Source organism: Halococcus thailandensis JCM 13552 (assembly GCF_000336715.1).
GTDB lineage: Archaea > Halobacteriota > Halobacteria > Halobacteriales > Halococcaceae > Halococcus > Halococcus thailandensis.
The window spans coordinates 40,397-54,972 of the sequence record NZ_AOMF01000163.1; the positions used below are offsets into that span (position 1 = coordinate 40,397).

Genomic DNA, 14,576 nt, shown 5'->3' on the forward strand with positions numbered 1-14,576 from the left:
GCGGATGGTCGGGGCGAGAGCAGCCGTGCTCGTTGGAATCGTCGTCGTGCTGGTCGCGGCCACGGCCGGCACGGTGAGCGCACAGCAGGCCGGCAACACCACGACGGTCGATTCCTGTCGGACGATCGACTCTTCCGGAGAGTACGCGCTGACCGGACCCGTCACCGGCGATCTCGACGATCCCAATGCGGCTTGTATCGAGATCACCGCGGGCAACGTCACCCTCGACGGTCAGGGCCACACGATCGCCGGCACCGGTACGGGTCACGGTGTCGAGATCGACGGGAGTCAAGGGCCAGTCACGAACGTCACCGTCGAGAACCTCCAGGCGCACAACTGGTCGATCGGCGTCTTCGCGCTCGAAACCGACAACGGGACGATCCGCCGGACGGTCACTCAGAACAGCACCGAGGGGATCGCTCTCGGCGCGTCGAGCAACTACACGCTCGCGAACAACACCGCCACCGGCAGCGCCATCGCGATCGCGCTCGGCGGGCAGAGCCAGAACAACACACTGCGCCGGATGACGGCCGTCGAGAACCGGTGGGGGATCCACTTCGAGCGCGAGAGCGCGAACAACACGGTCGTCGACAGCGTCGCCCGGAACAACAGCCGGTGGGACTACTACTCCGAGCGCAACGACAACGAGAACATCGTCAGAAATCTCGATCTCGCGACGGGGACGTTCTCCTTCTCCGAACGGAACGTCGCACTGGGGGCCGTGACCTCGCCGCCGCCGCTCCCACGCGGGGCGGGCAACCTCGACAGCTACGTCGAAGCGACCGGCACCCGGGGCGGCCAGGCGGCGATCTCGCTGACGATGAGCTACGGCAACGCCAACAACCCGGTCGCGCTGTGGCGACACGACGGCCAACACTGGTCGCGCGTCGCCGACTCGCAGACCAACGGCGCGTCGAGTACGGTCTCGGCGAACATCAGCGAATTCGGCACGTTCGCCGCCCTGTCGGACGCGGGAGCGAACGCCGGCGGGCCGGTGACGGTCTCGGCCGATCAGGGACCCGCCGTCCAGCGAAACCTGTCGACGCCGACGGCGACCGCGACCCCGACGGCGACGCCGGCACCGACACCGACGACCATCCCCGGCTCCGCGGCCACGGAGCAAGCGCCGTCGGCGGCGAACGCGACGCCAACGGCCGCACAGGGAGAGAGCGAGGCGACCGAGAGCTCTGTCGGCATCGTCAGAGCAGTGTTCGTGATCGCCGGCGTGATCGGACTGGTCGTCCTCGGTATCGTGGCACTGCGCGGGCGCGACGACCGAGGGCCGGGGTTTAACCGCTAAGCCGGTCAACGGGCGGCAATGCTCGACGGGGTACGCGTCGCGCTCGGCGTCACGGGATCGATCGCGGCGGTCAAGACCATCGAACTCGCCCACGAACTTCGGCGGCGCGGCGCGCGCGTTCGCGGCGTGATGACCGACAGCGCGCAGGGGATCATTCATCCGTGGGCGCTCGCATTCGCCACCGAGAATCCGGTCGTGACGGAACTCACGGGTCGGGTCGAACACGTCGAACTCTGCGGGCGCGACGGCTGGGCCGACGTCTTCCTGATCGCACCCGCGACGGCGAACACCGTCGGGAAGATCGCGGCGGCCATCGACGATACACCGGTGACGACGACCGCGACGACCGCCCTCGGAGCCGACGTTCCCGTGGTGGTCTCGCCGGCGATGCACGAGCCGATGTACGACCATCCCGGCGTGCTCGACGCCATCGAGCGCGTCGAGTCGTGGGGCGTCGAGTTCGTCCCGCCGCGCATCGAGGAGGGGAAGGCAAAGATCGCCGATATCGACGCCATCGTGCTCGACACGGCGCGGGCGACGGGCGCACACGACCTCGCTGGCGAGCGGATCGTCGTGACCAGTGGAGCGACGAGCGAGGCGATCGACCCGGTACGCGTGCTCACGAACCGCTCGTCGGGCAAGACCGGGCGAGCGGTCGCGCAGGCGTGCTACGCGCGCGGTGCGGACGTGACGCTCGTCCACGACGGACCGGACGTTTCCTATGCCGACGTCGAACGCGTCGAGAGCGCTGCCGAAATGCTCGCCGCAGTGGAGGGGGCTATCGCGGACGCCGACGCGCTCGTCTCGGCGGCGGCGATCGGCGACTACACTGTCGAGGCGAGCGACGAGAAGATCAGATCCGGCCAGGAACTCTCGCTCGCGCTCGAACCCACGCCGAAGGTCCTCGATGCGGTTCGAGACGTTCGACCGAAGCTCCCGATCGTCGGATTCAAAACCGAGACGAGCGGCGTTGACGAGGAGATGATCCGAGCCGCTCGCGAGACGCTCTCGCGTGCGGAACTGGCGTTCGTGGTGGCCAACGACGCGAGCGTGATGGGCGAGAGTGAGACGCGTGCGCTCGTGGTGCGAGAGGAAGAAGTCGAGAGCTACGACGGCGACAAGGCAGGGCTCGGCGCGCGCGTCGCCGAGGAGTTAGCGGGCGAGCTGGCAGAATCCTCGTCGACGTAGACCACCATACTGCTGATCGTACAGCCGCTGTCGAAGAGGAACCGCTGGACCTCGTGGCGCTCGTAGCCGTCCAGATACTGCTCGATATCGGCGGCGTTGTCGTACTCTTCCGAGCAGGCCTCCGACGGGCCGAAGGCGATGACGATCGGCGGGCGATCGGCACCCTGCACCGCTCTCCGTACCGCCGCGGCGTCGCTCGTGCTGTTCGTCCGCGCCCCGTCACCTTCGAGATACCAGGCGAACGGCAGGCGCTCGAACCAGCCGTTGCCGGCGGTCGGGGTCAGGTGTGAGCCGGGATCGGGCGCGTAGAGCTCGTCGCCGTCGAAGTCGGGATCGTCGCCGTAGTACAGGACGTCCGTGCCGTCGTTCGCCCGGACGACCCGTTGCAGCTCGCCGAGCAGTGGCTTCATCTCGCTCGACGACTGGGCGTACTGGACGAGCTCGTTGTCGGCGCTCTGTGGGTTCGCGTAGGAGGTGTCGTAGGCGCTCACGGCGACCTGACCGGCGGCCAGGACGAGTACGAGCGCTGCGACGATGGCGACGATCGCGTCGCGATCGACCCGTGAGTGAGCGAGCGAGATCCGAAGTCGCGAGAGGCCGATCCGGGCGACGAGCGCCAGCCCGACCGCCGCCGGCACCGCGAGCGGGACGATGACGTGGATGACCTCCCACGGGAACGGGTTGTCGACGATCACCGGATAGCCGAGCGCGCTCGCCGCACCCCAGAAGAACGAGAACGCGACGACGTCGCGCGGGCGCTCGCCGGTGTAGCGATCGGCGAGAAAGCCCACGACCGAGAAACCGAGGAGGAGGGGTGCGCCCGCGCCGAGCACCGACCAGAGCGCGCTCGCGGTGTCGAGATAGGCGTCGCCGCTGCCGCTGCCCCACTGTCCGACGAAGGCGTGCCACGAGCCGACCAGTGCCTCCTCGATCAGCGCCGGCAGCAGCGTCGGATCGGCGAGCGTCGCGCCCAGCGTCGGCTCCGCACCCGCGGCCTGGCCGCGCGGTGCGTAGAAGAACACGACGATCCCGACGAACAGCACGACCCCGAGGGCGAGATGGAGCCACCAGCGCCCCAGGCCGGTACGAATTCGTCGAGTGGCGTTCCGGAGCGCCTGTGTGGGGCTGTGGGTACGCATCAGCAGCCGACGATCGGCGAGCAGGGCGAGCGCCCCGAGCCACGTGACGGGGTAGACGAGCGCGTTCTCTTTGGTTGTAAAGGCGAGCGCGAAGAAGGCGACCCCGAGGTAGAGATGGAGTGGGCGGTCGCGGTCGTACGCACGGACGAAGAAACCGAACGCGACGAGCATGAACCCCGCGAGCAGCAGGTCGTTGCGGTAGAACCGCGAGTAGTAGAGGAGGACCGGGTTGGCGGCGAGGACGAGCGCGAGCACGAGCGTCTCGGAACCGCGCAAGCGGTCGCCGAACAGGAGCGCCGCGAGCGGGAGCAGCCCACCGACGACGGCGACGACGAGGCGCATCGAGAAGTCGGAGGCTCCGAGCAGCGCGAATACATGACTGTCCACGATCGTGAGGAACGGCCCGTGGACGATCGGGCGATACCAGTAGACGCCCGTCTCCATGTAGCGGTAGGCCCAGTAGGCGACGCGTGCCTCGTCCTGATGGGCGACGCGCGCGCCGAGGCCGACCAGCCGCACGGCGAGCGCGAGCACGGCGATGGCGACGACGAGCGCTCGGACACGGGTGCGGCGACTCGACCAGTTCATCACTCGTTCTCGTCGGGTGATTCGGGTCGCGACTCGCCCGTGTCGGGCCAGACGGCGTCGCCGGCGAACTCGATGCCCATGCGTTCGGCGGCCTGTGAGATGACGTGTGCGCCCGTCGGTGCGGTCATGAACAGGAAGACGATGCCGACCAGAGAGGTGAGGCCCGCGCCGCCGGGCGCGCCCGGCGCGAAGTAGATCGTCCCGGCGAGAAAGAGCGAGGCCGCTCCGAGGGTGGTGGCCTTGCTCGTCGCGTGCATCCGGTTGTAGACGTCGGGCAGCCGGATGAGGCCGATCGTCCCGACGAGCAGGAAGAACGTTCCGATGGCGATGAACAGCGTGACGAGCGCGGCGTGGATCGTGTTCATTCGATGATGTCCCCCTCGGAGACGTAGCGTGCGACGGCGATCGTGCTGATGAAGCCGATGATGGCGAGCACGAGGCTCACGTCGATGAAGAAGCCGTCGTCGGTCCGCAGCGCGAACAGGATGGCGATGGCGACGACGTTCGTCGCGATCGTGTCGAGCCCCACCACCCGATCGGGCGTCGTCGGCCCGAAGATCACGCGATAGCCGGCCAGCAGCGTGACGCCGCTGGCGACGACCAGCCCGACGGTGATGGCGAGGCTGAGGAAGCCCGGCAGTTCAGTCGCCACCGACATCACCTCGCGGGGCCGCCGGTGGCGCGTCCTCTGGACTGGCGTCCTCGTCGAAGATGACGAGTGCGTAGTCCTCCCACGTCCGGATGGGCTCGACGAGGCTCGCCTCGTCGCGACCGGTGATGCCGTGGACGTAGAGCGTGTTCGAGTCGGCGTCGTAGTCCATCGTCAGCGTCCCCGGCGTGAGCGTGATCGAGTTGGCGATCGTCGTGATAGCGGGGTCGCTCTCGACGCGCAGCGGCACCGCGACGACGTCGGGCTCGATCGGCAGCGACGGCGAGAGCACGCGATAGACGACGTCCAGGTTCGCCACGACGAGCTCCTTGAGGAAGACCGCCAGATAGGCGACCGTTGCCGGCAGCACCCGGGCGACGCGCCCGAGCGCGATCTCGTCGGCGTAGAACCGACGGAAGGCGTACGCGAGCGGGATGCCGACGGCCAGGCCGATGAGCAACTCCTCGGCGATACGCTCGGGCGTGAGCGCGACACCGCGGACGAACAGCCAGACCGCCGCGAACACCACGCCGATCGCCGGCCAGCGTCTCATTGGAGACCCTCCAGAACGGCGTCGACGTATGCTTGCCTATCGAGCGCGATATCGGCGGCAGCCTCGGCCGCGCGCAAGACGGGATCGAAGCCGACGCCGACCAGGAGGAGGAGTCCCGCGAGCGCGACGACGATCACCACGAGCGACGGTGCGTAGGTCGCCGTCCGCACGCCCTCGGACTCGGTGCCCCAGAACCCGCGGTTCCAGGCCCGCGAGAAGTACGCGATCGTGAGGATCGCGCCGATCAGCGAGAGCCCGACCGCGACCGCCCCGCCCCGTCCGCCGAGCGCGCCGGCGTGAGCGGTCGTTCTGAAGACGAGTAACTTGCCGAAGAAGCCCGACAGCGGCGGGATGCCGATCAGCGAGATCGCGCCCAGGAAGAAGCCGATCGAGAGCACCGGCGTCCGCTTGGCGAGCCCGCCGATGCGCTCGAAACGGACCGAGCCGACGGCTTCCTTGACCGTGCCGCTTGCGAGGAACAGCATCGATTTCGTGAGCCCGTGGTTGAGCGCGTAGACGAGCGCGGCCGCGATGGCGAGCGGTCGTACCTGGGGAACCGTGGCCGCGACCGCGAGCGGGAGGATCACGAAGCCGATCTGGCCGATCGACGAGTAGGCGAGCACGCCGTCGAGGTCGTCGCGGCTCACCGCGCCGATCCCCCCGAGGAGGATGCTGCCGGCGGCCATGGCGAACAGGATCGGGCCGAAGAAGGAGAGGAAGTCGTCGCCGACGAATCCCGGCAGTCCGAGTCCGGCGGGAAGCGTCGCGGCGGCGAAGACGGTGAAGTAGAGACGGATGATCGCGTAGATGCCGACCTTCTTGACGACGCCGGCGAGCATCGCCGTGACGGGTGCGGGCGCGGCACGGTAGGCCGCCGGCACCCAGAACTGGAAGGGGACGATCCCCGCCTTGAGCGCGAACACACAGAACAACAGGACTGTGAGCCCCAGCACCGGCACCGGATCGACGCCGAACTGCGCGGGGGTGGCGAGTCGGCGGGCCATGTCGGCCATGTTGAGCGTGCCGACGGTGGCGTAGAGCCCTCCGATGGCCAGCAGCATGAGCGCGCTCCCGAGCAGGTTGAGCACGGTGTAGGTCAGCGCCGCGCGCGTGTGTTCGGGCCCCGAGTAGAAGGCGACGAGCACGTAGCTCGACAGGAGCATCACCTCGAACCCTGTCTCTTATACACATCTCTGATGNNNTCTCATGAACCGCGCCGAGAAGGCGACCGACGCGAGCGAGATCACAGCCGTCAGCCCGAGCATGAACAGCGAGAGCGCGTCGGCGACGAGCGTGATGCCGAACGGCGAGGGCCACGCCGAGAGCTGGTAGACCAGGATCGACTCGTCGACGACCCGCCCGGCGAGCAGTGCCACCGCGCCGAGATAGGCGAGCGCACCCAGGAAACTCGCCGCCCGCTGGGCACGGGGGAATCGTCGCAGCGGGAGCGTGGCGATCGCCGTGAACAGGGCGATCAGCAGCGGCGCGATGACGATCTGGGCGGCCATCTAGCTCTCGCCTCCCGTCTCGCCGAGCTCGCGCAGATCGATCGTGCCGTGCTCCTCGTGGATGCGGTAGGTGAGCACGAGCGCGAAGGCGGTCGTCCCGAAGCTGATGACGATCGCCGTCAGGACGAGCGCCTGCACCAGCGGATCGGTGATCGTCGCGGGGTCGTCGGGCGGGCCGTGACCCAGGATCGGTACACTGCCCGCGAGCCCACCCATCGTGACGAGATAGACGTTCGCGGCCTGCGAGATGATCGTCACCCCCCAGACGACGCGGACGATATCTCGGCGGAGCACCAGGAAGGCCCCGAACGCGAACAGCAGACCGAGCACGCCGGCGAGGACGAACTGCGTCATTCGTCGCCCACCACCGTGAGGATCGTCAGGAGCCCACCGACGACGACGAGATACACCCCGAGGTCGAAGACGAACGCGCTCGCGAGTTCGAGTTCGCCGAAGATCGGGAGGTCGTGGAGGAAGACGACGGCCTGCGAGAGGAACGGCCGGCCCAGCAGGATGGCGGCGACGCCACCGCCGGCGGCGATCGCGAGCCCGCCGGCGAACACGGTGAGGAAGTCGGCGACGATCGCCGGACCGCCCTCGACGTCCTCACCAGAGCGCCCGAGCAGGTCCTCCTGGAGGTAGTCGAGCCCGTTGACGATGTAGACGAGTGCGAACGCCGCCACGGTGAGCACGCCCGCGATGAACCCACCACCGGGGAGGTTGTGACCCTGGAAGAGCAGTGCGAGCGCCGTCAGCAGGATGAGCGGGAAGACGACACGGGTGACGGTGCGGGTGATGACCGACATGTCGCGGGCGCTCACGAGGACTCACCCCGGCCCCGCATGGCGACGAGCGTGAGGACGCCGAGGGCGGCCATCGCCACCACCGATATCTCGCCCATCGTATCGAACGCACGGAAGTCGACCAGAATGACGTTGACGATGTTGCTCCCGCCGCCGAAGTCGGCGAGGATCGAACCGTGCTCGGCCGGCACGGGCGCGCGCTCGACGAAGAAACGGGCGATCGCGTCCGGGCTACCCGTGGTCGCCACGAGCACGCTGATCGTCACCGTCAGCCCGACGCCGCCGGCGAGCAGCGCGTCGCGGGCGACCGTCCCCCGATCGGCGTCGCCGTAGAACGCCGGCAGTCGGTTGAGAACGAGCAGGAAGATGACGAGCACGAGCGTCTCGACGACCAGCTGCGTGAGCGCGAGGTCGGGCGCGCTGGAGAGCACGTAGAAGAGCGCGACCATGAAGCCGAGAACGGACAGCGTGAGCACGCCCGCGATATGCGAGGGGGCCCGTGTCACCGCCGCAGCCCCGACGATCGCCACGAGCAACACGATGACGACCGGCGCGGTGATCGAGAGGTCGGCAAACGCCGGGATCGAGACCCCGGCCGCGAGATAGCCCGCGAGCGCGAGCAGGCTCGTCACGCCGAGCATCCAGGCGGCGTAGGTGCGGAACTGACCGGTCTGGATGCGGGGCAGCGCCAGCCCGCTCGCGCGTTCGAGCCCGTAGACCGCGTTGTCGTAGTACCAGTCGGCCGAGAGCGGCCCGTGAGTGAGCCGCCGGACGCCGTCGCGCAGGCGATCGTAGAACGGCGAGAGGACGATCCCCGAGAGGATCGTGATGGCGCTCATCGCCACCGCCGGCGTGAGCTCGGTCGGGAGATGGATGCTCATCGTGTGGGCCTCGCCGGCGACCGCGCTGCCGAACGCCGACTGGACGATCGTGTCGACGGCGAGCTGCGGGTCGATGCCGACGATCATGGCGAGCCCGGCGAGGACGACGGGTGGTGCGAGCAGCGCCAGCGAAGGGCGATGGACCTCGCCGAGCGCGGCGGGTTTCTCGCCCATGAACAGCCAGAGGAAGCGAATTGAGTAGAGGAAGGTGAAGACGCTGCCGAAGACGGCGACGGCGGGAAAGAGCCACGCCAGCCCGCCGAGCTCGTGGGCCACTTCGTAGGCCGACTCGAAGAGCAGTTCCTTCGAGAAGAACCCGTTGAACGGCGGGACGCCCGCCATCCCGAGCGCGGCGATCGCCGTGATGATTCCCGTGATCGGGAGGTCGTGGCGCAATCCGCCAAGCTCGGAAATCACGCGAGTGCCCGCCTCGTGGGCGATGATGCCGGCGACGAGGAACAGCGTCGCCTTGAACAGTGCGTGGTTCAGGATGTGGAACGCGCCCGTCTCGGCACCCAGCTGGTTGGCGAAGCCGAAGCCGGCGGTGATGAGTCCGAGATGGGAGGCCGTCGAGTAGGCCAGCAGTTCCTTGATGTCGCTCGCACCCACGGCGAGCAGCGCCGTGACGGTCATCGTGACGAGCCCGAGCGTGCCGAGCAGCAGCATCCACTCGTCGCCGACGAGCAGGGGGCGCATCCGTCCGATGAGGTAGACGCCCGCCTTGACCATCGTCGCCGAGTGGAGGAAGGCCGAGACGGGGGTCGGGGCCTCCATCGCGTTCGGCAGCCAGACGTGGAGCGGGACCTGTGCGGATTTGGCGGCCGCGCCGATCGCGACGAGGACGAGCACCGGGACGAACAGGCCTGCGCTCTCCAGGGCGGTACGCATCGCGTCGGCGTTGGCGATCATCGAGTCCGGCGTACCGATGAGGGTGAACGTCGTACTGCCGAGCGCGTCGCCGGAGACGAACGCGAGCAGGACGAAGCCGACGAGCATGAACAGCCCACCCGAGACGGTGATCAGCATCGACTTCCGGGCGGCGTAGAGCGAACTCTCGCTCTCGCGGTAGTGACCGATGAGCCCGAACGAGGTGATGCTCGTGAGTTCCCAGAAGACGAACAGCGCGATGAGATCGGCCGCGAGCGCGACGCCGAGCATCGAACCCATGAACGCGAGCAGTGTTCCGTAGTAGCGCGCCTGGCCGGGTTCGCCGTGCATGTAGCCCGCCGAGTAGGTGAACACCAGCACGCCGACGCCGCTCGCGAGCAGCGAGATGAGCAGCGAGAGTCCGTCGAGATAGAGGGTCAGCGAGACGCCGAGCGTCGGGATCCAGTCGACCGAGACCGAACCGGTGGTGCCGAACTGGCTCGCGACCAGCCCGAACGAAGCGAGCGCGACGAGCGCCGCGAACCAGGCCGTGCGCTCGCCGAGCGCGCGGTAGATCAGCGGTGTAACGAGCGCACCGAGGAACGGCAGCGCGAGCGCGGCGAACAGCGCCATCCCCGCGGGATCGGCGGTCGCTTGCGCGAGCGTGGCGGCTCCCGTCCCGAGTTGCCCCGTTGTCGAAGCCTCGGCGATCGCTGTCGGGAGCGCCACGAGAGACATGTCCGAATCTGCAAGCGATGGCTCTTAACGGTTCTCAAATCCGTCGCCGGCGGGTCGGTCTCACAACGTCTCGTCGGTGGTTCGACCCGATGGACAACCCTTACACCGACCCGTCAGCCCGGCACGTAGATTTATATGCGATACCGCGGCCAGACCGCCCCAACGCACCGGCCCGCCGGGGAACGCGACCGAGCGGTCGGGTCCATCTCCAGCCCGGATCGGTGTGCAGATTCCAGGAAACCATGAAGGAAAAACTCAAACAGTTCGTTGCGGACAAACGGGGCGTCAGTCCCGTGATCGGTGTCGTACTGATGGTCGCCGTGGTCGTGATTCTCGCAGCCGTGATCGGCGCGTTCGTGCTCGGTCTTGGCGGGAATCAGCAAGCGACTCCACAGGCAAGTTTCAGCCTCGATAACGGTGACGTGATCTATGAGGGCGGTGACACCATTGACGGAGATAATCTCAAAGCGACCGTAAATGGTGGTAACGGATCGAACTTCCCTAGTGGCGATCTCACTGCTGGTCAGTCGGCTGGAGTCACTGTGAATTCAGGTGAGACGGTCCGCGTCGTCTGGACCGACCCGGATGGTGGCGATACGGCAACGCTCTGGAAAACTACGGCCTAAACCGGCCACTCGCCCACCATTCTCGGATGAATTGGAGGTTCAGTGCGGTATAATTCAATACTTTTCGATAGCACGACAACGAGAATCGGTAGTTCGGAAGCGAAATAGAAATTATTGTTCCGCGCCGTTACTCTCGATGATCTCGATTTCGACGGACTCGTTCGGTTCCAGATCGTCGATGAGTAGCGAGACTGCGCCCTCGATGTTCGTCAGGCTCGTCCTCACCGTTTCGGTGACAGACGATTTCGATCTGGCCGTTCTCGCCGGGTGTGGCGGTCGTGCTTGACATGGATGTACGTTGCAGACGAGCACGGATGAGGGCAATCCTGGCACATGCGTGGCATCCATCGGCGTGCGACGCGACGATTTTCGATTTCGTCGTGGCGATCGCGTTTGGATCGTCGGTTCGTGCGCAGCGACGGTGTGGGTCGGGATGCGATTGCGTAGCGTTCGATTCGACGACCGTCAAGCTTTACCCACGACTGGCTGTACCCGCAGCATGAATCAGCTGGAGGAGTCGCTGCTCGACGCCCCCATCATCGAAAAAGAGGGCTATCAGTACTTCGTCCATCCGATCAGCGACGGCGTGCCGATGCTCGAACCCGAGCTCCTGCGCGAGATCGTCGTCAAGATCATCCGCAAGGCCGACGTCGACGTCGACAAGATCGTCACGCCCGCCGCGATGGGGATCCACATCTCGACGGCGGTCTCGCTGATGACCGACATCCCCCTCGTGGTCGTTCGCAAGCGCCAGTACGGCCTAGATGGCGAAGTCGCGCTCTCGCAGGTGACGGGCTACTCGGAAAACGAGATGTACATCAACGACGTCGACGCCGGCGATCGCGTGCTCCTGCTCGACGACGTGCTCTCGACGGGCGGCACGCTCCGCGGGATCACCGGCGCGCTCGAAGAGATCGGCGCGGAGATCGCCGACGTGGTCGCGGTGATCAAAAAGGAAGGCGGCGGCAACGAACTCGAAGACACCGACTACGACGTGCGGACGCTGATCAACGTCGACGTCGAGGACGGCGCAGTCGTCATCACCGATTCACACGGCGACGATTGAGGGCACGAGGCTTTTGCGTACGGCGCCCCCATCGTGAGTGATGCCAAGCGCACTGTTCGTCGTCAGCGAGGAAGGCTACTGGGGAGAGGAATGTACGACACCGCTCACGATGCTCTCGGATGCGGGCGTCGAGATCACCGTGGCGACGCCGAGCGGCTCGCCGCCGGTGATCGACGAGCGCTCGATCGATCCCGACGAGGTGGGCGAGGAGACCGCCGAAGAAGTCACGGAGATCCACGAGTCCGACGAGCGCCTGAACGATCCGATCCCGATCGCGACTGCCGACGCCGACGACTACGATCTCGTGGCCTTCCCCGGCGGCCACGGCACCGAATGGGACGTCAATCAGGATCGCCACGCCCGCGCGCTGCTCGTCGATGCGGTCTCCGGCGACGAGGGCAAGGGTTACGTCGTCTGCCACGCGGCGGGCATCCTCGCCTTCGCCCGCGAGGAGGACGGCTCGGCGTTCGTCGAGGGCCGCGACGTGACTGGGTTCCCCAACGCGTGGGAGGAAGGGATCGTCGACGATCACGACCGAATGCCCGACGGCCGGAAACTCCCCTACTGGGTCGAGGACGAGGTCAAAGCCGTCGGCGGCAACTGGGACGCCGAACTCGATGCCGACACGAGCGTGACCGTCGACGGCGATCTCGTCACCGCCCGTGGTCCCGGTTCCTCCGCTGCCGGTGGCGAGAAACTGCTCGAAGAACTGGATATCGAGTAGTTCACTTGAGGGTGACGCTGTGGTGCGGCCGCGCGACCGCGGTGCGGCGCGGTTCCTGGTGTCTCGGCGAGCGACACGAGCCGAGGCTCAGGAGAGTTTACTCTCCTGGTGAATGAAGGGCGAGTAGCGAGGGACCGAAGATCCCTCGTACCGTGCGAGCGGGCCTCTGGCCCGCGAGCAGACGACCACAGGGGCCGAGGGCTTCGGCGGTGCTAGCGGTGCCGAGCGGTTGCGGAGACGATAGGCTGCTCTACCGCGAGCGAATGGAGCGAGCGGGCCGACGACTGACAAGCAGGAAAGAGGAGGCCTTTGATGCAGATTTTACGAGGGAGCGAACGAAGTGAGCGGCCGTAGCGAAAGGTGCAGTAGCGGGAGGTAGATTTGAACTACGTGAACTTCGCTCCCTGCGGTCGCTCGTTCCCTACTTCAAATCTACTCGTCGGGTTTTCACGAACGCAGCACTCGCTTCTCGCTCGTGAGTTGCATTCGTGAAAAATAGCGGGAGGTAGATTTGAACTACCGGTCTGCGGGTTATGAGCCCGCCGGAATCTCCTGGCTATCCCATCCCGCTACCCGTTCATACCGCAGTCGCACCATTAACGGTTGTGATTCAGTCGTTGCCTGTCGTCGTGTGAACGCGCCACGTGAACAGGCTCTCGGCGATGTAGTTGACGATCATGCCGGCGGCGATGCCGGCGACCTTCGCGACGACGAACCAGCCGTCGATACCCACGAGGGTGAGATCGACGGCGATCACGCGATAGAGTGCGCGGAAGACCGCGAGCTGGACGAGGATGCCGCCGATGCGGACGACGTTCGAGCGGACCAGCCGGCGGACCATCGGGAACCGACCGGTAGCCCCCTCACCCGAGAACGTCCAGGTGTCGTTCAGCACGAACATAACGAGAATCGAGATTTCGATGCCGACGAAGACCGCCAGTTCCGGGAACACGCCGAGTTCGCGCAGCACGGTCGCCGTCGTCACGTCGAACAGCGCGCCGATGACGCCGACCGAGACGAACCGCCCAAAGCGGGAACCGGAGGCGAGCGCGGAGAGTCGCTGGCCGATATCGGAGCGCGACGATCGGTTGCCAGCGGATGCGATCGAGTCGCCGGTGCGGTCGTCGGTCATTGCTCGTCCGCGTCGACGAGCGGATGCTCCTCGCGCTGTGCGGCGATCATGCCGTGCAGCCGGTTCTCGTTGATGAGTGCCGCACGGTGGCGCGCCGCGAGCAGCCCGCGCGCGAGCGCGATCGAGGTCCCCACTGGCGAGACGGTCGAGTCGGGCTGGTCGTGCCACTCGATCGGGATCTCAGCGATTCGCTGGCCGAGCGCGCCCGCGATCGCCACCAGCTCGATATCCCACGCGAAGCCCGGCTCGTAGAGGTGTTCGCGCACCGTCGTCCAGGCTTCGCGCGAGATCGCCTTCGCACCACACTGGTAGTCGAACAGCTGTGGATCGAGCAGCCGGCGGGCGAGCCACGCGAAGGTGTCGCCGAGCCGTCGGCGCGCGAACGTCCGATGGCGAGCGATCCGTGCGTCTGGATGGCGGCGCGAACCGACCGCGAGCTCGGCATCGTCGTCGAGAACGGGTCGCGTGACCGCGGCGAGCGAATCGGCGGGCGTGCTGCCGTCGGCGTCGGCGAAGACCAGGACGTCGGTATCGAGCGCTTCGAATCCCATCGTGATCGCTCGCCCCTTGCCGCGGCGGTAGGGTGCCGTGGCGACGGTCGCCGGCAGCGAGGAGAGCCGTTCGACCGCGTCCGGTCGAGGTGCGTCGAGTTCGATACGGACGACTGCCGGGTCGAGCCGCTCGTCGATGGCGGTGACGTACTCGGCGAGTCGCTCGACGTCGGGCCGGTAGGCCGGCACGACGACCCCGACGGAGCGCTGCATGGGCGAGGTCCCGACGGAGCGAATAAAAGGAGTTCGAAAGTGCAGTTGGC

14 protein-coding genes, 1 tRNA gene and 1 pseudogene are annotated in these 14,576 nt (G+C 67.0%); 5 read left to right on the forward strand and 11 right to left on the reverse strand.

What is annotated here, in order from left to right:
• Positions 1-4 precede the first annotated feature (4 nt).
• Positions 5-1,300, forward strand: coding sequence for a right-handed parallel beta-helix repeat-containing protein (locus C451_RS13125; protein WP_241431236.1), 1,296 nt, complete (start codon positions 5-7; stop codon positions 1,298-1,300).
• A gap of 18 nt (positions 1,301-1,318) precedes the next feature.
• On the forward strand, positions 1,319-2,488 hold the full coding sequence (gene coaBC, locus C451_RS13130) for a bifunctional phosphopantothenoylcysteine decarboxylase/phosphopantothenate--cysteine ligase CoaBC (protein WP_007741283.1): 1,170 nt from the start codon (positions 1,319-1,321) through the stop codon (positions 2,486-2,488).
• Here the strand turns inward: coaBC and C451_RS13135 are convergent.
• From C451_RS13135 to mbhE, 8 genes and pseudogenes are all read right to left on the reverse strand, one after another.
• A complete protein-coding gene (locus C451_RS13135) occupies positions 2,407-4,215 on the reverse strand; it encodes a flippase activity-associated protein Agl23 (RefSeq protein ID WP_007741284.1) in 1,809 nt (602 codons plus the stop codon). The genes coaBC and C451_RS13135 overlap by 82 nt on opposite strands.
• Entirely contained in the window at positions 4,215-4,580 is a 366-nt protein-coding gene (mnhG, locus tag C451_RS13140; RefSeq protein ID WP_007741285.1) for a monovalent cation/H(+) antiporter subunit G, read from the reverse strand. The genes C451_RS13135 and mnhG overlap by 1 nt, the downstream gene beginning before the upstream one ends.
• On the reverse strand, positions 4,577-4,873 hold the full coding sequence (locus tag C451_RS13145) for a monovalent cation/H+ antiporter complex subunit F (protein WP_007741286.1): 297 nt from the start codon (positions 4,871-4,873) through the stop codon (positions 4,577-4,579). The genes mnhG and C451_RS13145 overlap by 4 nt, the downstream gene beginning before the upstream one ends.
• A complete protein-coding gene (locus C451_RS13150; RefSeq protein ID WP_007741290.1) occupies positions 4,857-5,417 on the reverse strand; it encodes a Na+/H+ antiporter subunit E in 561 nt (186 codons plus the stop codon). The genes C451_RS13145 and C451_RS13150 overlap by 17 nt, the downstream gene beginning before the upstream one ends.
• Positions 5,414-6,925 (reverse strand): annotated as a pseudogene (locus C451_RS13155) (complex I subunit 5 family protein). Before C451_RS13155 ends, C451_RS13150 begins: the two are co-directional and overlap by 4 nt.
• A complete protein-coding gene (locus C451_RS13160; RefSeq protein WP_007741293.1) occupies positions 6,926-7,279 on the reverse strand; it encodes a sodium:proton antiporter in 354 nt (117 codons plus the stop codon). It lies immediately after the preceding pseudogene.
• Complete coding sequence (locus C451_RS13165) at positions 7,276-7,731, reverse strand: MnhB domain-containing protein (protein WP_007741295.1); 456 nt, start codon at positions 7,729-7,731, stop codon at positions 7,276-7,278. Before C451_RS13165 ends, C451_RS13160 begins: the two co-directional genes overlap by 4 nt.
• Positions 7,732-7,742: 11 nt before the next feature.
• Positions 7,743-10,214, reverse strand: coding sequence for a hydrogen gas-evolving membrane-bound hydrogenase subunit E (gene mbhE, locus C451_RS13170; RefSeq protein WP_007741296.1), 2,472 nt, complete (start codon positions 10,212-10,214; stop codon positions 7,743-7,745).
• A gap of 89 nt (positions 10,215-10,303) precedes the next feature.
• On the opposite strand from mbhE, the gene C451_RS13175 reads away from it, so the two are divergent.
• The 3 genes from C451_RS13175 (at position 10,304) to C451_RS13185 (ending at position 12,630) form a co-directional block, all read left to right on the forward strand.
• Positions 10,304-10,840, forward strand: a complete 537-nt coding sequence (locus C451_RS13175; RefSeq protein WP_241431237.1) for a type IV pilin — start codon at positions 10,304-10,306, stop codon at positions 10,838-10,840.
• Between the two features lie 499 nt (positions 10,841-11,339).
• The gene (hpt, locus tag C451_RS13180; protein ID WP_007741298.1) at positions 11,340-11,906 is read left to right on the forward strand and encodes a hypoxanthine/guanine phosphoribosyltransferase; all 567 of its coding nucleotides are present in this window, start codon (positions 11,340-11,342) and stop codon (positions 11,904-11,906) included.
• 40 nt (positions 11,907-11,946) lie between these two features.
• A complete protein-coding gene (locus C451_RS13185; protein ID WP_007741301.1) occupies positions 11,947-12,630 on the forward strand; it encodes a DJ-1/PfpI family protein in 684 nt (227 codons plus the stop codon).
• Between the two features lie 496 nt (positions 12,631-13,126).
• Here the strand turns inward: C451_RS13185 and C451_RS13190 are convergent.
• The 3 genes from C451_RS13190 to C451_RS13200 form a co-directional block, all read right to left on the reverse strand.
• Positions 13,127-13,201: transfer RNA gene (locus C451_RS13190), tRNA-Met, on the reverse strand.
• A gap of 39 nt (positions 13,202-13,240) precedes the next feature.
• Positions 13,241-13,762 carry a GtrA family protein gene (locus tag C451_RS13195; protein ID WP_007741302.1) on the reverse strand — a complete coding sequence of 174 codons (522 nt, stop codon included), beginning with the start codon at positions 13,760-13,762 and terminating at the stop codon, positions 13,241-13,243.
• Positions 13,759-14,526 carry a glycosyltransferase gene (locus C451_RS13200; protein WP_007741303.1) on the reverse strand — a complete coding sequence of 256 codons (768 nt, stop codon included), beginning with the start codon at positions 14,524-14,526 and terminating at the stop codon, positions 13,759-13,761. The genes C451_RS13195 and C451_RS13200 overlap by 4 nt, the downstream gene beginning before the upstream one ends.
• Positions 14,527-14,576: the final 50 nt, after the last annotated feature.